The organism is Streptosporangium nondiastaticum (assembly GCF_003011965.1).
Lineage (GTDB): Bacteria > Actinomycetota > Actinomycetes > Streptomycetales > Streptomycetaceae > Streptomyces > Streptomyces nondiastaticus.
Genome location: NZ_PXWG01000130.1, coordinates 1 through 19,135, shown reverse-complemented (window position 1 = coordinate 19,135; position 19,135 = coordinate 1). Strand labels below are relative to the sequence as shown.

Below are 19,135 nucleotides of genomic sequence, written 5' to 3'. Positions count from 1 at the left end.
TGCGCGCCGAGCGCGAGCAGGGCATCACCATCGACGTCGCCTACCGCTACTTCGCCACCCCCCGCCGCCGCTTCATCCTCGCCGACACCCCCGGCCACGTGCAGTACACCCGCAACATGGTCACCGGCGCCTCCACCGCCCAAGCCACCATCATCCTCATCGACGCCCGCAACGGCATCGTCGAACAAACCCGCCGCCACGCCGCCGTCGCCGCCCTCCTGCGCGTCCCCCACCTCATCCTCGCCGTCAACAAAATGGACCTCACCGACTACGCCGAGACCGTCTTCGCCCCGATCGCCGCCGAATTCACCGCCTACGCCCGTGGGCTCGGCGTCCCCGAGGTGACCGCCATCCCGGTCTCCGCCCTCGCCGGCGACAACATCGTCACCCCCTCCCCCCACATGGACTGGTACGGCGGCCCCACCGTCCTCGAACACCTCGAAACCCTCCCCGTCATCACCGACCCCACCGCCGAACCCGCCCGCTTCCCCGTCCAGTACGTCATCCGCCCCCGGACCACCACCCACCCCGACTACCGCGGCTACGCCGGCCAGATCGCCGCCGGCGTCCTACGCGTCGGCGAGCCCGTCACCGTCCTGCCGTCAGGGCGCACGAGCACGATCGCCGGCATCGACGCCCTCGGCTCATCCGTGGACGTGGCCTGGGCACCCCAGTCCGTCACCCTCCGCCTCACCGACGACCTCGACATCTCCCGCGGCGACCTCATCGCCCCCACGGCAGCCGCCCCCGCCACGACCCAGGACATCGAAGCCACCGTCTGCCACGTCGCCGACCGGCCACTACGCACAGGCGACCGCGTCCTGCTCAAGCACACCACCCGCACCGTCCCTGCGCTCGTCAAAGACATCTGCTCCCGTCTCACCCTCGACGACCTCTCCCAGCATCCCGCCCCCGGCCGCCTCGGCCCCAACGACATCGGCCGCCTCACCCTCCGCACGGCCGAGCCCCTCGCCCTCGACTCGTACGCCGCTTCCCGTCGCACCGGCTCCTTCCTCCTCATCGACCCCGGCGACGGCACGACGCTGGCGGGCGGGGTGGCGGACTCCCGCTGAGCCCCGTGGCGCCGAACGCTCCGAATGCCCGAACGCTCCGAATGCCCGGACACCCGAATGCCCTTTGCGGAAGGCCTAGTTCTGAAGGATGACGCTCATCGGTCCGGTGGTCCGATTGATCAGCGGGCGCACACTGAGGAGGATGGCGTGCCATGTCACACTTAACTTCCGGGCTGAACACCCCCCGGACCGGTCGGCGCAGCGCGGGGCCGGCATGGGTGGCCGTACTGGCCGCCTGCGTAGGGCAGTTCGTCGTCATCCTCGACGTTTCGGTCATCAACGTCGCCCTGCCGTCCATCCGTTCGGGCCTCGGCATCGGTGAAGGAAGCCTGCAGTGGGTGGTCAACGCCTACGTCATCACCTTCGCCGGGTTCCTGCTGCTGGGCGGCCGGACGTCCGACCTCTTCGGCCGCAAGAAGGTTTTCCTCCTCGGGCTCGGGGTGTTCACGGCGGCGAGCCTGCTGGGCGGCCTCGCCCAGTCCCCGTGGATGCTCATCGTGGCCCGGGCCCTGCAGGGCGTCGGGGCGGCCGTGCTGTCGCCCGCCACGCTGACGATCCTCACCACGACGTTCCCCGAGGGGAGCGGCCGGGTCAAGGCCGTCGCCGCGTGGACGGCGGTCGGCACGGGAGGCGGCGCGGCCGGCGGTCTCATCGGGGGCCTGCTCACCGACTACCTGTCCTGGCGCTGGGTCCTGCTCATCAACGTGCCGCTGGGCCTCGTCGTGATCGTGGCGTCGGCGGTGTGGCTGTCGGAGAACAGGAGCGGAGAGGCTGCGGCGCGCCGGCTGGACCTGCCCGGCGCGGTGCTGGCGACGCTGGGCGTGGGAAGCCTGGCCTTCGGCATCTCGCAGAGCGAGGCGCACGGCTGGAGTTCGGCGCGGGCGTTCGTGCCCCTGCTCGCCGGTCTCGCCGCTCTCGTGGCCTTCGTCGCCGTGGAGCGCCGGGCGCGCGAGCCGCTGACACCCCTCGGCATCTTCCGCGTGCGGTCGGTGTCCGTGGCCAACGTCATCACCGTCATCAGCGGCATGGCCTTCTACGCGATGTGGTACTTCCTCTCGCTCTACATGCAGAACGTCCTGGGTTACTCGGCCGTGGAGACCGGCCTCGCCCTGCTGCCGCACACCGCCTCCATCATCCTCTCCGCGCAGCTCGCGCCCCGGATCATGCGCTTGGTCGAGGGGCGCGTCCTGCTCGCGCTCGCCGGCCTGCTGACGGCGGCGGGGTTCTTCTGGCAGTCGGCCATGGGGGCCGACGGCACGTTCCTGGGCACTCTGCTGGGGCCCGGCATCGCGTTCTCCTTCGGCGCGGGCCTCATGATGACGCTGCTGGCGGTCTTCGCCACGTCCGGAGTCGGCCCGTCCGAATCGGGGCTCGTGGCCGGGCTCGCCAACACCTCGCGCACGATGGGCGGCGCGCTGGGGCTGTCCGTCCTCGCCTCGGTCGCGGCGAGCCGCACGGCCGGTGCGGGGGGCGGCGGCCCGGAGGCGCTGGCCGAGGGCTACGGGCGGGCGTTCCTCGTGTCCGGGGTGATCATCGTGGTGAGCATGCTCGCCATCGTCTTCCTGCCCAGGTCCCGGCAGGCCTCCGGATGATCCGTGAACGCCGCACCGCCATCGGGAGGCCTCGTGGGCTCTGACGCGCCGGCCGTTCCGTGTCCGCTCACCGACGAGCAGCAGCACACCTGGCGGAACTTCGTGTACGCCACCCGGCTGGTGGAGGACTACCTGGACCGCTGCTTCCAGCGGCAGGCGGGCGTTCCCCACCTCTATTACGGGCTGCTCGCCTTGCTCTCCGAGGCCCCGCAGCGGCGGATGCGCATGAGCGAGCTGGCGCGCCGCGCCAAGATCACCCGGCCGCGGCTGTCGCACGCCGTGACCCGCCTGGAGAAGTCCGGATGGGCGCGTCGTGAGGCATGCCCGGGAGACCGGCGGGGGCAGGAGGCCGTACTGACGGACAGCGGCCGGGAGATGGTCGCGCGGGCGGCTCCCGGCCATGTCGCCGCCGTGCGCAGGGCGGTCTTCGACAGCCTGACCCCGGAGCAGGCCGGTCAGCTGAGCAGCATCTGCCGGGCCATCGAGGAGGGACTGGACCGCGAGGGGGCGGACGTGCCCTGGCTGCGCTGAGGAACCGCCGGGCCGGGGGAGCGGCGTCAGGATTCGTAGAAGCCAATGAGAGCCACCGGACCGGCCGGTGCCACCGGCCGGGGAAGGAGAGCGAGCGGCATGAGCGACTCCGCACCGGGGCCCGCCCCGGGCACGGGCCCGGAGATCTCGGGGACGACACGGCTGTTCGCGGTCATCGGGGACCCCGTGGCACAGGTGCGGGCCCCCGGGCTGCTCAACCCCCTCTTCCGGCGGCTCGGCACCGATGCCGTCCTCGTCCCGCTCCACGTCCGCCCGGAGGGCCTCGCCGAGGTCCTCCGGGGGCTGCGGCAGACCCGGAACCTGGACGGACTGCTGATCACCGTCCCGCACAAGGCGGCCTGTCTGCGGTTCGCCGACGACGTCAGCCCCGCCGTCGCGCTGAGCGGCTCCACCAACGCGATGCGCCGGAACGCCGACGGACGCTGGCTCGCGGAGAACTTCGACGGCGAGGGCTTCGTCCGGGGACTGTGCGCCGCGGGGCACGACCCGCGCGGGGCACGCGTCGCCCAGGCGGGAGCGGGCGGCGCGGGCAGCGCCATCGCCGTCGCGCTGCTCGGGGCCGGCGCCGACGTCGCCGTCTGGGACCGGGACGCGGCCCGCGCGGACGCCCTCGCCGGCCGGCTCGCCGCACGGTGGCCGGGCCGTATCACTGCTACGAAGGGCCCGGTCGCCGCCGACATCGCCGTCAACGCCACCACGATGGGGCTGCGCCCGGACGACCCGCTGCCCTTCGACCCGGCGGGCCTCGCGCCCGGCACCCTCGTGGCCGACATCATCATGAAGCCGCGCCGCACGGCCCTGCTGCGCGCCGCCGAGGCGTCGGGCCTTCCCGTGCACTACGGCGAGCCGATGCTGACCGAACAGCTCCCTCTCTACCGCGAGTTCTTCCGGCTCGGCGACCCGGGCGCTCCCTCGGGCCCGGCATGAGCGTCCTGGGCGTCGACCTCGGGGGCACCAAGGCGGCCCTCCGGCTGGAGCCTTCTGCTGGTGCTGGTGCTGGTGCTGGTGCTGGTGCTGGTGCTGGTGCTGGTGCTGGAGCGGGGCCGGTGGACGGCGTGTTCGCCTGGCCGGCCACCGGTGGCGCGGCCGCCGACCTATCCGCTCTCGCCGCCGCCGCGGCGGCGCTGGACCGGGCACCGGCGGGTGATCCGGTGACCGCGGTGGGCGTCGCCGTGCCCGCGACCCTGGACGCCTCCGGCCGCGTGCGGGGCTGGCCGAACCGGCCGTCCTGGCGGGGCCTGGACCTCGTACGGGAACTGGCGGGCCTGTGGCCGGAGGCCGAGGTGCGCCTGGCGGACGACGGCGACCTCGCGGCGCTGGCCGAGGCCGGGGCGGCGGGCTGCCCGGACCTCGTCCACCTCGGCGTCGGCACGGGCATCGGCGGCGGCATCGTGCTCGGCGGCGCCCTGTGCCCCGGCACGGCGCGCGGCTCCTGCGAGGTCGGGCATGTGATCGTCGACCGGGCGGGGGAGCGCTGCGACTGCGGGCGACACGGCTGTGTGCAGTCCGTCGCCTCGGGGCGGGCGGTCCTCCGGCACGCCGCCCGGCGGCTCGGCCGCGACGTCGGCTTCGACGTACTGCGGGAGGCTTGGCGGGACGGCGAGCCATGGGCTCTGGAGACGGTGGGGGAGAGCGCCGCCGCCCTCGCCGCCGCCGTGGTGAGCCTGTGCGAACTGGTGCGGCCCCGGCTCGTGACGATCGGCGGCGGCTTCGCCGCCGGACTCCCGGGCTACGTGGCCGAGGTCACCCACCGGGTGCGGCAACTTGAACGACCGGAGGGCCCGCACATCCTCCTCCGCCCCGCCGCGCTCGGCGCACTGTCGTCCCTGGACGGCGCGGTGCTCCTGGCCCGCGGAGCGGCACCGTCCGCGCGTTGCGAGTGACCTTTCCGCTGGGGGTGACCCTTTCGCTGCGGGTGACCTGTGAACGACTAGCCTTCGGCGGCCTCGCGGCGCCAGGTCTCGCCCAGCTCGTCGCTGAGCTTGAGCGCGTGCGGCGGGGCCGGCGGCGCGGGCCAGACCTGGATCAGGTGCTCCTCCACCGGATCCGTAGGGCCTGCGTCCGTGCCGTCGTCGTCCGCGCCCAGGTCCCGGCCGCGCACGCTCACCCGTATCCGGTACGTGCCGGGCCCGGACCACGCGAGGTCGGGCAGCCCGGCCGGCCGGCCCTCCACGTTCTGCACGTGGGCGGTCCCGGTCGCGGTGTAGCTGTCCTCGACGATGTCCTCCCACGCGCTGTCGTCGGCGGCGGGGGCACCGCTCCACAGCTCCACGCGGATGCCGATGTCCCCCTGGTCCGTACCCGTGATGACCAGCGCACCGTCGGTGCCCGCGGCGAACAGGCCGGTGGCGGCCACCTCGCCGGTGTCGGGAATGCTGTCCTGCGCGTCTTCCGCCTCGGGGCTCAGGATCGCGTACTGGCCCTCGGGGACGGGCAAGCGGGCCGCGGCGGCCCCGATCAGGTCCGGCACGACCCGCTCCATCCTCTGGACTGCGGCTGCTCAGGGATCTTCGGGGAGCTCCCGGGATCTCCTACTTGGTGATCTCCACCCAGAACTCATCGTAGTCCAGGACCCGGTTCTGCATGATGAACCGGCCGCGGTACTTGAACCCGCCCTCCGTGCGGTTCTCGCTCAGCGGCACCGGAGCGGTGGAGTAGTCCGAGTTGAGCGCCGCGCCCTCGTAGCTGCCGGCGAAGGGGTACTCGTCGCAGCTCTTGGGCTTGTACCTGTTCTTGACGGCCGTCGTGCACGCCGTGTCCCGGTTCGCCCTGGACAGGTCGCCGTTGGGCAGCCGGTGCAGCGGGTACCCCTTGTTCACGACGCCCCAGGGCTTCTTCAGCTTGTGCTGCTGGGCGTCCTCGATGTGCTCGGCGACGCCCTTGACGGCCTTGTCGCTCTTGCTCAGCCGGTAGACCGGCGTCACCAGCGGATGCACGCAGCCGCGGCCGATGTTGCCGATGTTCTTGGCGCTGTCGCAGCGGACCGGGGCGATGTTGGCGAGGGTGAAGTGGGCCTTCTCGGGGCTGGACGGGTGGCTGACCGTCACCTTCGTCTGCGGTGCGTGTCCCACGATGCCGTCGCCCGGGGAAGTCACCTTGAACGCGTACGTGTTGGTCGAGGTGCCCCACAGGCCCCAGAAGAGCTTGGGGCCGACGATGCCGGGTGCGGAGGTGCAGCCGTTGCCCTGGGACGCCTTGCAGTCCACCTCGGCGCTGGCCATCGTGCCGAACTTGGCGACGCCGAAGGACCTGACCATCTTCAGCTCCGCCTCCTGCTCCCAGGTGGCGGACTTGTAGTTGAGCTTCGTCCTGTTCTTCGCGTCGAACAGGGCCGTGCCGATGACCTTTCCGCTCGGGATCTCCACGATCGAGACGATCAGGTACTTCTCGGCGCAGGACGAGAAGCGGTCGGAGATCTGCTCCCCGACCCGGCACCCCGCCGCCTGCGCGCTGAGCGCGGCGTCCTGGGGTATCTCCGAAGGCTTTGCCTCCCGGATCTCGATCCTCGTCTGCTGCTTCTCCTGCCCCTGGGCGACGGCCGGCGAGGTGACGCCGAGCGCCAGTGCCCCCACGGCCGCGGCCGTCAGCAGTGTTCCGCGTGCTGCCAAGAGTTCCCCCTTGAGTTCGCGTGCGGCCGAAAACGGCCGCACGATCGTGTGCACGACAACAGGCCGAGCATGCTACCCACGGTGCGCCGAGCTCACGACGGGACTGATGGGGGTACCGCGAAAACAGGAAAGTGCACTGGCCGGAGCGGTCGTACGGGCTCGGCGTGGCCTTAAGTGGAGGGAAAACAGCGAGATTTGAGGTTTGGGTGGCGTGAATTGTTTCCGCAGGCCGTCGTGTCGGGAGCCGTGATCGGCGGGGGCGCGGCGAGCGGCGACGAGCCCGCCGCGCCCCCCGGAGTATTACGCAACCTCTCTGCGTATTGGCTGAATCTCGACGTAGACGAGCCTGGCGCGGTGTCGCTTCCGGCGTTGCGCTACCCGCCGGCTATACCTCGGCGACGAGGAATTGTTCGGCCCTGGGCGGGCGCAGACCGTCGGGACGGCCGGCGAAGTAGCGAGCGGCCAGGTCGTCGGGGGATACGTGCACGGCCTTCGTGAACCCCGCCTCCAGAGCTGCTTGTCGCATCTCGTCGGGTGAGTACAGGCTGACGAACGGGGTGCCCGACGCGGCGGCGTTGCGCATCGAGAACTCCTGGACCTGTCGCTGGTCCGGGTCGAGCATGTCCAGCGGCAGCAGGAACGTCGTGGCTAACACGGAACCGGGTGCGAGCGCGGCGACCTGACGCAGCGTCGCGGCGTTGGTCTCGCGCGTGAGGTACATGCTGACGCCGGTCGACGCGACGACGGCCGGCTTCTGCGGATCGAACCCGGCGGCGGTCAGCCGTTCACCCCACGAGTCGCCGGCCTCGAAGTCGACGGGCACGAAGGTCAGCCAGGACGGGACGTCGTAACCGAGTCCGGCCAGGCGCTGCCGCTTCCATGCCTGCGTGCCCGGCTGGTCGACCTCGAAAACCCTGAGCCGGGAGCCGAGTTCGGGGCGCCTCTGGGCGAAGGAGTCCAGACCCGCGCCGAGGATGACGTACTGCGTCGCGCCGGCGTCGGCGCGTTCGGTGACGAGGTCCTCGACGAAGCGGGCGCGGGCGACGATGGACGCGCGGACGCCGCTGACGCCCGGCATGGTCATGTCGCCGCGCTCGCGCCAGTCCTGCCCGGGGTCGGCGAGCCGCAGCCCGATCTCGTCGTCGAGCACGTGGGGCGGGGCGTCGGCCTGGACGTGAAGGGCACGCCACAGGGCGACGCGCACGGCGGTGTGGTCGGGTTCGTACGCGCGGGAGAGGTGCTGCCCGTCATCCATGATGGTGTCCTTCCACGACGTCGTTTCTGTCCTTGTCATCGAGGAGCGGGGCTTCGAGGGCGACGATCCGCCCGTCGGGGTCCCGGACCAGTGCCTGCCGGACTCCCCAGTGCGCCGGCGTGAACCGCTGGGCGAAATCCGGCGCGCGGTCGGGCGTGAAGGCCTCGGCGTCGGCCACCTTGAGCACGGGGTGGGTGACGAGCTCGCGTTCGTGCTGCTCGACGATGAACACGTAGGGCCCGCCGCCCGGATGGGACCAGCGCCCGGAGCCGTGGCCGGTCTCCAGGACGTTCTCGAAGCCGAGCGACTTCCAGAAGGCTGCGGTCGCACCGTAGTTACGGGTCTCGACGAGGAACCCCTCGATGCCTTCAGTCGTCATGCACGCTCTCCTTCCTTCCCAGCGCCGGCGACGCGCTGGAGGTACTCGGTCAGGGCCGTCTCGACAATCGCGGAGAGCGACCGCTCGGTATCGACAGCGTGGTGCTTGACCTCGCGGACGAGGTCGACGGGCAGGTAGACGTTGAACTGCTTCACCTGTCTCTCGGCAGCCATGGTTAGGATGCTAGCAATCTAGAGGTGTGCCGGGGGAGTTGTTTCGCCGAAGACGTGGTCGGCCGCGTGATGCGCGCGCGACGCCCGGGCCCGGCGCCCCGGTTCGCTAGGAGCCGATGCTGACCACCGTCGCCCACGCCGGCGGCGCGTCCGGCTGGTAGTCGGGGTCGTCCTCGTTCCAGGACGAGCCCGCCCCCTGCCGGGGGAACAGGCCCACCACCGTCCGGCAAGGCGGCCGCGTGCCCGGCCAGGGCGTCTGCCCGTCCGTCAGGACCACGACGGCATCGGGCGCGGGCCGCACCGCGAGCGCCCTCGCGAAGCCCGTGCGCAGATCCGTACCGCCGCCCCCCACCAGCGGGATCCCCTCGGCCCGGCACAGCGGGTGCGCGATCCGGGCCGCCGCGTCGCACGGCACCACGGTGACCAGGTCGCGACGACCACCCACCGCGCGGGAGATCGCGGTGACTTCCAGGAGCGCACTGCCCAGTTCGGCGTCGCTGACCGACAGCGACGTGTCGATGATCACGCAGACCCGGGGCGGCCTGCGTCGCAGGCTCGGCAGAACCACGCCCGGCAACCCGGCCGAGCGCCGCGACGGCCGGCTGTGGGAGTAGTCCTCGCCCGCACCGGAGCCGGCGACCGCCGAGCGGACCGCCGCTCCCAGCAACTGCCGCCACGGCTGCGGCGGATGGAACGCCTCCTCCGCCCACCGCCGCCACCCCGCCGGGGTGCTGCCCGGACGGCCGGTGATGCCCTGCGCCACCCGGAACCGCACCGCGTCCCGCTCCTGCTCGCTGAGCCCGTGCGCGCCCTCCGGCCCCAGCTCCCACTCCCGCTCCACCCCGTCGGCACCGCTGCCGCAGTCCAGCCACGCCGCGTCCCCCAGGAGAGGCCCGAGCCGGAACTGACGCAGATAGTCCTCCATGAGCTCCCCTTCGGGCAGCCCCAAGGACACCGGGTCGACGGCGCCTTCGGGCCGGACCAGCCCGTCGCCGAACGCGTCGTCGTTGATCTCGCAGTCCGCGGCGATGTTCATCCGCAGCCGCTCCCCGGGGCCGGTCAGCCCGCGCTCCCGCGCGACCCGGTCGCTGCGCCCGTGGTGGTCGCGCAGCAAGTGCGACACCTCGTGCACCCACACCCCGGCCAGCTCCTCGACCGGCGTCCGGTCCACGAACGCCGGCGACACGTAGCACCGCCAGTACCGGTCCACGGCCATCGTCGGCACCCGCCGCGACGCGACGGGGTGCAGGGCGAACAGGGCCGTCGCCAGGTAGGGCCGCACCCGGGCGGCGTGCAACCGGGCCGCGAAGAGCTTCTCGGCGTCCAGCACCCGAGTCGCGTCCGGTGCGTCCGGTGTGTTCGGTACGGACCGGGTCGGGGGTTCGTCCGGGCCGCTTACCGTCCCGGTTGTCCTCGTCCTCGTCCTGTCCGGCGCCCCCTGCGCGGCCCCCGTCATCGTCCCGCCTTCGCGGCGACGGCCGACCGGTCCGTCAACCGGCCCGCCGACCGGTCCGCCGCGCGGTCCGCCCGTCGCGACAAGGCCACCGCTCCCTCGAGGCCCTCGATCGCGGCCGGAACGTCCCAGTCGTCGCGGCGCAGCGTGGCGAGGGTGGTCGCGGGGACGACCACCAGGTCCGGGGCCCCGGTCCGCGCCGCCCGGGCCAGCAGCTCCCACGCCGCGTCCCAGCGGGCCTTCGCCGGGCGGCCGCGGACCGCCTCCACCACGCCGTCGAGGACGGCCTGACGCAGGTCGCCCCGCTCGGGCAGGACGGCAGCCGCGGGGTCGGCGAGCAGGGTCTCGGGGTCCGGGAGGTCCATCCGGTCCATGGCCGCCAGCAGTTCCAGGCCCGGGCCGTCCCCGACAGTTCCCCTGACCAGGAGGGACAGCACGTCCCGGGAGGAGCCGGCCGCGGTCGCGAAGGCGATCAGGGTCAGGGCCGACTCCCAGCTGCGGGGCGACGGCCAGGCGCCGCCCCGGCGCGTCTCGCTGTTCGGCAGCTGGTGCACGAGCTTGGGGCGGGCGGCGAGGAGCCCGCACACCGCGCGGCGGGCGAGGCCCACGGCCTCCGGCAGCTTCTTCCGGTCGAGCCGCGGCAGCCTCGCCCGGGGCCAGGTGCCGCCGAGGCCGCGGACGACGACCTCGTGGTCGTGTGTCCACTGGAGGTGGACGAACCGGTTGGCGAGCGGCGGGCTCAGCTCCCAGCCGTCGGCGGCCGAGGACCGCGGATTGGCGGCGGCCACGATCCGGACCCCGGGCGGCAGGCGCAGGGCGCCGATCCGCCGTTCGAGCACGAGCCGGAGCAGGGCGGCCTGGACGGCCGGCGGCGCGGTGGACAACTCGTCGAGGAACAGCAGGCCCCGGCCGGCCCGCACCAGGCGCACCGCCCAGTCCGGCGGGGCCATCGCGACGCCCTGCTCGGAGGGGTCGTCCCCGACGACCGGCAGTCCCGAGAAGTCGGACGGTTCGTGCACGCTGGCGATGACCGTGGTCAGCGGTAGGTCCAGGGACTCGGCGAGCTGAGTCAGGGCCGCGGTCTTGCCGATGCCCGGCTCGCCCCACAGGAGAACGGGGAGGTCGGCGGCGACGGCCAGGGTCAGGGCCTCGAGTTGGTCGTCGGGGCGCGGTTCGGTGGTCGTGTCGCGGAGCAGGGCGAGCAGTTCGCCGGCGACGTCGAGCCGGGGGGAAACGGGCATGTTTGATCACCTGTGGGTTCGTGGTGAGCTGACGGAGAGCAAGCGAGGGCCGGCGGCGTGAGGCAGGGGTACCCGGGCCGGTGTCGCGTCAGGAGAAGGTCTTCAGCGGGAGGTCTTCAGCGGGAGGTCTTCAGTAGAAGGTCTTTGAAAGCCGGTCGCGGGCACCGCGGCTGGGGCGGCGACGCCCTTCGGAGCGGGAAGCGCGGCCGGACCGGGGACCGGGGCCGGTCAGACCGGCCCTGTAGAGCCCGTACGTGATCCGCCGGAGCGCGGCCGTCTCCAGTTCGTCCCGCAGGGCGCCGGCGCGCAGCAGCGCGTCGGGACCCAGCAGGCCCTCGACGACGGCCAGGGCACCGGCGATGTCCCCGTGGTCCAGGCGTTCGCGCACGCCGGTGAGGCAGTCCGGACGGCGGTGCGCCTCGTCGATCGCGCGTAGGCACGGCAGGGGTGTGCCGGTGAGGGCGACCAGCAGCTCCTCCCGCCGGATCTCGGCCGGGTCGTGGTCCAGCGGGACGAGCGTCCCGTCGACCAGGCCGATCCGGTGCCGGGCTCCCCGGCACTCCACGAGGCGCGGCCGTCCCGGTTCGTCCGGGGGCCGTGGCGGCCCGTCCGGCGAGTGGTCCGGCACCAGTGCGGAGGCGACCAGCGGATGCAGCCGGCCGGCCTCGATCGCGCCGGTGCGGAGGAGCTCCAGGTCGGGCAGCACCCAGGTCGCCGCGTCGGGCAGGACGGGCAGCGCGGAGGCGTCACCCGCCTTGTCCGCAGCCGAGACCCGGAGCCCGAGCGGCGTGGCACTGTCCCCGGTCACGCCCAGAACCAGCCGGCGGCGGGCTCCGAGCCGTACGGTCACGGCACCAGTGGACCGGCCTTCGGCGTGGAGCAGGATCCCCGCCTCAGCCGCCCAGCGGTCGACGGCGCAGCGATACCCCGCCGGAACCGTGCCCGGTTGCTCCAGGCTGGGCAAGGCGAAGTCGCCGGCATCCGGCTGCCGTTCGGCCCCGGACCGTACGCGCAGCTCACCGGCCCTGCGGGCGTCCCACAGATGGCGGTGCAGGTCGAGGCGGAAGCGCCGGTCGGGGTGGGGGTGCGGGTGATGGCGGGCACCGGGCCCGGCGGTCGTCCCGTCCCACAGCGCGAGGCTGATCCGCTGGCCGGCATCCGCCCAGGCGGGCGGCGTCCGGACCACCAGGTGCGGCGGACACGCGCCGTCCCGCCCAGGGGTGTCGTACCGGGCCAGGGCGATGGTCAGCCCCGGCCGCAGCAGCCCGTCGGGGGCGATCCTCGGCATGTGCCAGCGCAGCAGGTCGGGTGCCAGATGGCGGAGGTCGGCCCGGATCCGGGCCGCGAGTTCCCGGCCGTGACTGCGCGCCACGGAACGGAGGTTGAGGTCGGTGTCGATGCCTGCGGCGGCGCACGCCCCAGCCCAGTCCCCGGCACGGCGGCGGGCGGTCGCAGACTCGATCATGGAGGGCGGCACGGCGAACTCGCGCACGCGCAGCCAGAAGGAAAGGCGGGAATCCCCTGTCGCGGTCTGAGTGAGCATCAGCACTCACCTTGCGCGGACGGGGCCCCCAATCTGTTACGAGAGGAAGTCATCATCGCGGTGATCATAGCGTGCCCCGCGGCGAACCCGCGAGGTATTTCCGCGGGGCCGGCATCCGTCGCTGCGGCGAGAACGTCCCTGGTTGCCGGGGGCACAGGCCCCACGGGGAGTTCGCCGAGTCCGACTCCGCAGGAGACGGGCCGGGAGCGGAGGCGTCGCTCCGGCTTCGGCCCGTAGCTGCGGCCGGCGGGCTCAGCAGGCCAGGCCGGTGACGACCTCGGCGTTCGGCAGCCGGGCCAGGAGCGCGCCGGGGAGGATCAGCTTGCTCCGGCGCTTGCCGCTGCCGATGAGGACGTGCGGAGCGGCGGCGACGGCCTCGTCGACGAGCAGGGGCCATCCCTCCGGCAGACCGACGGGGGTGATCCCGCCGTACTCCATGCCCGTCTCCGCCACGGCCGTGTCCATGGGGGCGAACGACGCCTTACGGGCGCCGAGGTGCTTACGCACCGCCGAGTTGACGTCGACGCGGGTGCTCGCGAGGGCGACGCACGCCGCGTGCGTCACCGCGCCGCCGCGTTTGGCGGCGATGACGACGCAGTTCGCGGAGACCTCCAGGGGGACGTCGTACGCCGCGCTGAAGGCCGCCGTGTCGGCCACCTCCGGGTCGGTGTCGACGACCAGCACGGACTCGGCGAGCCCGGGGTCGTCCCACTGCCCGAGCGCCGCGGCCACGGGCTCGGCGAGGAGGTCGGGTCGGCTTGCTGCGGGCCAAGCCGCGTCGAAGCGGCCGAAGGGAACGGTCGGCGAGGATCGGATCACGGGGTCATGGTAGGCCGTGCCTCCGCGGTTCACGGCGGATCACGCCGCGCGAGAAGCGTGCTCAGCAGGCCCGGGAAGGCTTCGTCGACCAGGGCTTCGAGCACGGCGCCGCCCCCCCCCGAGCGGCCGCTGAGCCATGGAGCGTGCGGCCGACCGGCCGCCCGCGCTACGTGGAGGCCGCGTGCTCCCGGCGCTTGCCGCGCCACCACGAGACGGCGGACGCCGCGAGGCCGGGAAGCAGAAGCAGGGCCGTGGCCCACCACGGCACGCGGAGCAGCACCGGTTCCCTTCCGATGAGGAAGAGCGCGAGGAGCACGGCGAACCCGGTGCAGGACAGTGCCGTCCACCGCCACAGCGGCCAGTGGAGCACGGCCCGCCAGTACGGCGTGAACGTCATCAGCGCGCTGAAGAGGCAGACCGCCGCGACCGAGCCCGGCACCAGCTCGGCCTCGGCGGTCCGGCCGACGAGGTGGCTCGCCGACAGCAGCGCCACGCTTCCCGCGTAGGCGTGCCGGGCGAGGAGCCCGGGCGTGTTCCGCGGCGGGCGGGACGGGTGCTCCGCGGCCCAGCTGCTCGCGAAGGCGGCCACGTCGTCCCCCACCACGACCGCTGCGCTCCTGCCGGCCCTGGCCGAGTCCTCCAGGTGTTCCCGGAGTTCGGTGAGCATGTCATCGACGGCGTCCCGGGGCATGTCGTGGAACATCCACTCGGTGCGGCAGCGGTCGAGGACCTGATCGGGCGTCATTTTCCTTCCTCCGGTGTGTCTTCCGTCGGCGCTCCGGCCGAAAGTGCCTGGTCGACTGCGCCCCTGAAGGCCAGCCAGGCCGTGCGCCCGGCTTCCAGCTCGGCCAGCCCGGCCTCCGTCGGCCGGTAGTACTTCCGCGGTGCGCCGCCCGACGGTGACGGCGCCCGGTACGTGTCGGCCAGGCCGTTCCGCTCCATGCGGGCCAGCAGCGGATAGATGCTGCCTTCGCTGACCAGCTCCAGGCCGCTCTCGCCGAGCGCTTCGACGATCTCGTAGCCGAAGCGCGGACGCTCGGCGATGAGCGCCAGCAGGCACAGGTCGAGCACCCCGCGGAGCAGTTGGCTGTGCCGCTGCTCCCTCGGCGCCGCGGGTTCCTTTCCCATGCGGTGCAAGATAGTTCAGGAGTGTCTTGCACCGCAAGATAATGAAGGCCGGTGCCGCCGGCGGTCAGCCACCCGCCTGCGCGAGGGGCAGGTGGCGGGGCCCGCGCAGGACGGGGCTGTTGCGGTACTCCGGCGGGTCCTCCAGCAGCCGTGGGCTGCCGAGGCGGTTGATCAGCGTCGTGAGGGCGATCTGCGTCTCCAGGCGGGCGAGGGGCGCGCCGAAGCAGTTGTGGATGCCGCTGCCGAAACCGAAGTGCTGGTTGTCCGTGCGGCCGGGGTCGAAGCGGTCGGGGTCGGGGAAGCGCAGGGGGTCGCGGCTGCCCGAGGCGAGGACGAGGACCAGCGGCACGCCCTGAGGAATCGTCACCCCGGCGACCTCGATGTCGGCCAGCGGGGTGCGCTGCGGCAGGAACTGCACGGGCGGCTCGTAACGCAGCAACTCCTCCACGGCCCTGGGCATCAGCTCGGGCTCGGCGCGCAGCCGTTCCAGCGCCTCGGGGTTGCGGAGGAGGGTGAGCATGCCGTTGGTGATGAGGTTGACGGTCGTCTCGTGCCCGGCGATCAGCAGCAGGACCGTGGTGACCATCAGCTCCTCCTGCGTGAGCCGCCCGTCCGGGCCGCCGTCGTTGACCAGGGCGGAGAGCATGTCGTCCGTGGGATGACCCCGCCGCTTCCCGGCGAGCTCGCCGAGGTACAGGCCCATCGCCGTCCGGGCCTCCTGGGCGGCGCGCCGCCGCGGCCCGGGGTCCTCCCCGGGCGTGAAGTCCAGCCCGGTGACGACCGTGTCCGCCCAGGCGTGGACCTGGGGGATGTCCCCGGACGGTACGCCGAGCAGGTCGCAGATGACGGTGACGGGCAGCGGGAAGGCGAAGTCGTCGACGAGGTCGAAGCGTTCCTTCTCCCGGAGCCCGTCCGCGAGCTGCTCGGCGATGCGGGTGATGTCACCGCGCAGCGCGTCGACGCGGCCGGGGGAGTGGGGAGGGCCGAACGGCCGCATGGCCAGGCGCCTGAGGCGGTCGTGCTCGGGGTCGTCCCGGCCGATGAAGGCCGGCGGCAGGCCCTGCGGCGGCAGGAGGTCCGGGTCGGGCTCGGTGCGGTTGCGCACGTCCGAGCTGACGCGCGGGTCGTGGAGCAGCGCCGCGATCTCGTCGTAGGTGCCCACCAGGTACTTCCCGTCCTCCTGCCGCGCGACCTTGTGCTCGCGGAGCTCGGCGTAGAGGGGGTAGGGATCGGCGCGGTGGGCGTAGTCGGTGATCCGGCGGAAGAGGGTCTCGGGGGACGAGGACATGGGACGGGCTCCTGGGGTCAGCCGCCGGGCCGGATCAGCGTCAGGCGGCGGTCCGGAAGGTGGCCGGTGAGGGCGACGGTCGGGCCATGGGTGAGGACCCGCGGGTCGGGGACGTCGGACGGCACGGGTTCGAGGTTCGCCAGGTGGTCGGCGGCGCCGGGGCCGGGCGGGAAGGGCGCGGCGGTCTCGATCAGGCGCTGGTAGTGCTCCAGCCACTTGGCCCGGTTGACGGTCACCGCGGCCGTGATGCGCCCGCGGTAGCCGTAGACCGCGACCAGACGCCGGTCCTCCGGCGAGCCCTGGGCGATCACCACCTGGTCGGAGAAGGTGGGCACGCCCACCGACTTGATGCTGAGGCCGAACTGGCCGGACCAGAACGACGGCACGGCCAGGTGGGGCCGGCGCAGCGGGCCCGGGGAGACCATGTTGTGGGCCGCCACCTCGGCCTGGGCCACGGCGTTGCCCCAGTGCTCCAGGGCGATCAGCTGGTACTCGAAGAGCGGGTGCGGGAAGCGGGCCACGTCACCGGCGACGAAGACGTCGTCCGTCACGATCCCGTACATGTTGAAGACCCGGCACCCCGCGTCGCAGGCCACGCCACGGGGCCCGGCCGCGAGGCCGGACTCGGCCAGCCACTCGGTGTTGCGGACCGCGCCCAGGCAGACCACGGCGACATCGGCCTCGATCCGGCTCCCGTCGGAGAACTCGGCTCCCGTGAGCTGGCCATTGGCGCTCATGAGGGCGGTCACCGTGACCCCGCAGCGCAGGTCGACGCCGTGCGCCCGCTGCAGCTTGGTGGCCCAGTCGCCGACCGTGCCGCCCAGCGCGCCGATCAGCGGCGCCCGGCCGCGCTCGGCGACGGTCACCTCCAGGCCGCGCTCCCGGCAGGCCGAGGCGACCTCGGAGCCGGTGAAGCCGGCCCCGATGACCAGCACCCGGCCCGGGCCGGCGTCCAGGGCCGCGGCGAGGCGGCCCGCGTCCTCGCTGGTACGGACCGTGAAGACGCCCTCCAGCGCGGCCTCGTCCGGTACGGGCCAGGGGCGGGCGCGGGTGCCGGTGGCGATCAGCAGCCGGTCGAAGGGCAGGCGCTCGCCGTCGGCGAGCACCACGCTCTTCGCGTCGGGGTCGAGCCCGGTGGCGCGCACGCCGAGCCTCCACCGCGCGTCGAGCGCACGCCGCCCAGGCAGCCCGCAGTCCTCGGCCCCCGCCTTCCCGAGCAGCACCTGCTTGGACAGCGGCGGCCGGTCGTAGGGGAGCCGCGGCTCGTCCCCGACCAGGGTCAGCTCGCCCTCGAACCCCTCGTCACGCAGCGTCTCGGCCGCCCGCAGCCCGGCCAGCGACGCCCCGACGATGACGATCCGCCCGTCGCGCCGCCCGGCGCGCGCCTCACCGGACACCGGCGTCGCCGCCCGCCTGCTCCCCGACCGTGATGGCCTGCACCGGACAGGCCGCCGAGGCCCGGCGCACGTGCTCGTCCTGCCCGTCGGGAACGGCCGGTACGTACAGCAGCGCCTCCTCGCCGTGCAGCTCGAACACCTGCGGGGCGAGGAACACGCACTGCGCGTAGCCCTGGCACCGGTTGAGATCGACCACGATCTGCATTCCGCTCCTTCCGGCGTCCTCATGGAGCCCCGTCCGCCACCTCCGTCTTACGCCCTCGGGGGCGGCGGCGCGGGCGGTGCTGCTCCATCCGGGGGGGCGGGGCCTTGGGCGGCATCCTTCGCCGGGCGGGCTTTCGGAGGCCGGTGATCTGTCGCGCAGTGCACGCCTTGGCCCGTCACGAGCCGGTCCGTACGCCGGCCGACATGCCGGCCGACCCAATGGGACACACACCGAGAGGCCGGCCCGGCGGTCAGACGCGGGCGTTGAGGGTCATGAAGGACCGTCTCTCGACGAAGCGGCTGAAGACCGGGCGCACTTCGCCGCCCACGAGGTCGGCGCCGCACATGTACAGCTCCGGGCGGCCGGACAGCAGCTCGAAGTCCCTCACGGCGTCCTCGAAGCGGCACACCACTCCCGGCTCGGAAGCCGAGTCGATCAGCAGGACGTGCTCGTGCAGGGCCATGGGCGTCCGCCGGGCCCATTCCACCGCCTCGTCGTCCGAGACGCCGACCAGCGTGAGCGAGCGATGCGGGATCTCCCGCCAGTCGATACCTGAACCCGCCCACGGAAGCGTGCACAGGTACGCATCGAACTCGCCCGAGAGCGACACCGGCCCCGCGCTCGCGCCGTGCTCGTGCAGCCAGGGAGAGATGTCGTCGATGCGCATGCACAGAGGCTAGATCAACGGCTCCTGCCGCAGCGCCGCGGGCCGTCCCGGCCTCTGTTGCCGTGAAGTGTCCGCGCAAACCTTGAGAAGGGGTGATGGCCAGGTTTTCCGTCTATCGGAGGAATCTCGGGGAAGCGCGAGGCGGCCGTGCTGACGGGGCGTGCAGGCTGTTCCGCGTGATGGGGTGGCGGAGAACAGGGTACGCAGTGGTGCTGGCCACGACCGGCGTCCTCACGGTGACCGGCGGGGCTGCGGCGGACGACGGCGGCGCGAGCGCTTCGCTGGGCAACACGTCGGCGAACGTCGTCCTGCACGGCCTGCCGAGGCTGCCGCCACGTCCGCCCTCGCACGCCAAGGTGAATGTGCTGGGCGGCGCCGTACAGGCGGAAGCGACCGACAGGGACGGGTGCGTGGACGTCACTGCGCAGGCGCTCACGGCGAGGGTCAATGTGTGGCTGTACCGCTGCAACGCGGCGCCGCCGGGTCCCGGGGCTCCCGCTCCTACTCCACCGGCTCCTGCGCCTCCCGCCCCGGCGCCTCCTGCACCCGCCCCTGCTGTACCTGCTCCTCCTGCCCCCGCGCCTCCCGCTCCTGGTCCGGCGGTTCCTGCCCCGGCGCCCCCTGCGCCTGCACCACCTGCACCCGCCCCACCGGCTCCGGCGCCGCCCGCGCCCCCGGCTCCCGCCCCGCCTGCACCCGGAGCCCCAGCGCCCGCTCCACCCGCACCCGGACCCGCTGCCCCCGCTCCGCCCGCGCCCGGCG

The 19,135-nt window shown here is 73.3% G+C and carries 22 protein-coding genes; 6 read left to right on the top strand and 16 right to left on the bottom strand.

Annotated features, from left to right (window positions below; all coding sequences use genetic code 11):
* The 6 genes from B7P34_RS29200 to B7P34_RS29180 all read left to right on the top strand — a co-directional run.
* The coding region (locus B7P34_RS29200) for a sulfate adenylyltransferase subunit 1 (protein ID WP_106681195.1) at positions 1-1,073 on the top strand (1,073 nt) is incomplete at its 5' end.
* 152 nt (positions 1,074-1,225) lie between these two features.
* Positions 1,226-2,665: an MFS transporter gene (locus tag B7P34_RS29195; protein WP_106681194.1), complete on the top strand. Its 1,440-nt coding sequence runs from the start codon at positions 1,226-1,228 to the stop codon at positions 2,663-2,665.
* Between the two features lie 33 nt (positions 2,666-2,698).
* Complete coding sequence (locus B7P34_RS29190) at positions 2,699-3,196, top strand: MarR family winged helix-turn-helix transcriptional regulator (protein ID WP_106681193.1); 498 nt, start codon at positions 2,699-2,701, stop codon at positions 3,194-3,196.
* Between the two features lie 99 nt (positions 3,197-3,295).
* Complete coding sequence (locus B7P34_RS29185; protein ID WP_106681192.1) at positions 3,296-4,144, top strand: shikimate dehydrogenase family protein; 849 nt, start codon at positions 3,296-3,298, stop codon at positions 4,142-4,144.
* A gap of 60 nt (positions 4,145-4,204) precedes the next feature.
* A complete protein-coding gene (locus B7P34_RS38955; RefSeq protein ID WP_223268350.1) occupies positions 4,205-4,372 on the top strand; it encodes a hypothetical protein in 168 nt (55 codons plus the stop codon).
* Positions 4,369-5,100 (top strand): ROK family protein, encoded by a 732-nt coding sequence (locus tag B7P34_RS29180; protein WP_286157524.1) that lies wholly within the window; start codon positions 4,369-4,371, stop codon positions 5,098-5,100. Before B7P34_RS38955 ends, B7P34_RS29180 begins: the two co-directional genes overlap by 4 nt.
* A gap of 47 nt (positions 5,101-5,147) precedes the next feature.
* Here B7P34_RS29180 and B7P34_RS29175 read toward each other — a convergent pair whose 3' ends face one another.
* The 16 genes from B7P34_RS29175 to B7P34_RS36940 form a co-directional block, all read right to left on the bottom strand.
* Positions 5,148-5,687 carry a hypothetical protein gene (locus B7P34_RS29175; protein WP_146166966.1) on the bottom strand — a complete coding sequence of 180 codons (540 nt, stop codon included), beginning with the start codon at positions 5,685-5,687 and terminating at the stop codon, positions 5,148-5,150.
* A 61-nt stretch (positions 5,688-5,748) separates the two neighbouring features.
* On the bottom strand, positions 5,749-6,825 hold the full coding sequence (locus B7P34_RS29170; protein WP_146166965.1) for a NucA/NucB deoxyribonuclease domain-containing protein: 1,077 nt from the start codon (positions 6,823-6,825) through the stop codon (positions 5,749-5,751).
* 385 nt (positions 6,826-7,210) lie between these two features.
* Positions 7,211-8,080 (bottom strand): class I SAM-dependent methyltransferase, encoded by an 870-nt coding sequence (locus B7P34_RS29165; RefSeq protein ID WP_106681188.1) that lies wholly within the window; start codon positions 8,078-8,080, stop codon positions 7,211-7,213.
* A complete protein-coding gene (locus B7P34_RS29160; RefSeq protein WP_106681187.1) occupies positions 8,073-8,459 on the bottom strand; it encodes a glyoxalase in 387 nt (128 codons plus the stop codon). The genes B7P34_RS29165 and B7P34_RS29160 overlap by 8 nt, the downstream gene beginning before the upstream one ends.
* Positions 8,456-8,632, bottom strand: coding sequence for a ribbon-helix-helix domain-containing protein (locus tag B7P34_RS29155; protein WP_106681186.1), 177 nt, complete (start codon positions 8,630-8,632; stop codon positions 8,456-8,458). Before B7P34_RS29155 ends, B7P34_RS29160 begins: the two co-directional genes overlap by 4 nt.
* 106 nt (positions 8,633-8,738) lie before the next feature.
* Positions 8,739-9,962: a vWA domain-containing protein gene (locus B7P34_RS29150; RefSeq protein WP_223268348.1), complete on the bottom strand. Its 1,224-nt coding sequence runs from the start codon at positions 9,960-9,962 to the stop codon at positions 8,739-8,741.
* 122 nt (positions 9,963-10,084) lie between these two features.
* Complete coding sequence (locus B7P34_RS39510; protein ID WP_106681184.1) at positions 10,085-11,326, bottom strand: AAA family ATPase; 1,242 nt, start codon at positions 11,324-11,326, stop codon at positions 10,085-10,087.
* Positions 11,327-11,456: 130 nt separating this feature from the next.
* On the bottom strand, positions 11,457-12,869 hold the full coding sequence (locus tag B7P34_RS29140; protein WP_106681183.1) for a hypothetical protein: 1,413 nt from the start codon (positions 12,867-12,869) through the stop codon (positions 11,457-11,459).
* Positions 12,870-13,121: 252 nt separating this feature from the next.
* Positions 13,122-13,688 carry a YbaK/EbsC family protein gene (locus B7P34_RS29135; protein WP_435693986.1) on the bottom strand — a complete coding sequence of 189 codons (567 nt, stop codon included), beginning with the start codon at positions 13,686-13,688 and terminating at the stop codon, positions 13,122-13,124.
* Positions 13,689-13,854: 166 nt separating this feature from the next.
* Positions 13,855-14,433, bottom strand: a complete 579-nt coding sequence (locus tag B7P34_RS29130) for a hypothetical protein (protein ID WP_106681182.1) — start codon at positions 14,431-14,433, stop codon at positions 13,855-13,857.
* On the bottom strand, positions 14,430-14,816 hold the full coding sequence (locus B7P34_RS29125) for a PadR family transcriptional regulator (RefSeq protein ID WP_106681181.1): 387 nt from the start codon (positions 14,814-14,816) through the stop codon (positions 14,430-14,432). The genes B7P34_RS29130 and B7P34_RS29125 overlap by 4 nt, the downstream gene beginning before the upstream one ends.
* Positions 14,817-14,880: 64 nt before the next feature.
* Positions 14,881-16,104, bottom strand: a complete 1,224-nt coding sequence (locus B7P34_RS29120; protein ID WP_106681180.1) for a cytochrome P450 — start codon at positions 16,102-16,104, stop codon at positions 14,881-14,883.
* Positions 16,105-16,121: 17 nt separating this feature from the next.
* Positions 16,122-17,501, bottom strand: coding sequence for an NAD(P)/FAD-dependent oxidoreductase (locus tag B7P34_RS29115; protein WP_106681179.1), 1,380 nt, complete (start codon positions 17,499-17,501; stop codon positions 16,122-16,124).
* Positions 17,491-17,706 carry a ferredoxin gene (locus tag B7P34_RS29110; RefSeq protein ID WP_106681178.1) on the bottom strand — a complete coding sequence of 72 codons (216 nt, stop codon included), beginning with the start codon at positions 17,704-17,706 and terminating at the stop codon, positions 17,491-17,493. The genes B7P34_RS29115 and B7P34_RS29110 overlap by 11 nt, the downstream gene beginning before the upstream one ends.
* Positions 17,707-17,956: 250 nt before the next feature.
* On the bottom strand, positions 17,957-18,373 hold the full coding sequence (locus tag B7P34_RS29105) for a hypothetical protein (RefSeq protein ID WP_106681177.1): 417 nt from the start codon (positions 18,371-18,373) through the stop codon (positions 17,957-17,959).
* A 501-nt stretch (positions 18,374-18,874) separates the two neighbouring features.
* Positions 18,875-19,135: hypothetical protein (locus tag B7P34_RS36940; protein ID WP_223268347.1), on the bottom strand; the 261-nt coding region annotated here is incomplete at its 5' end.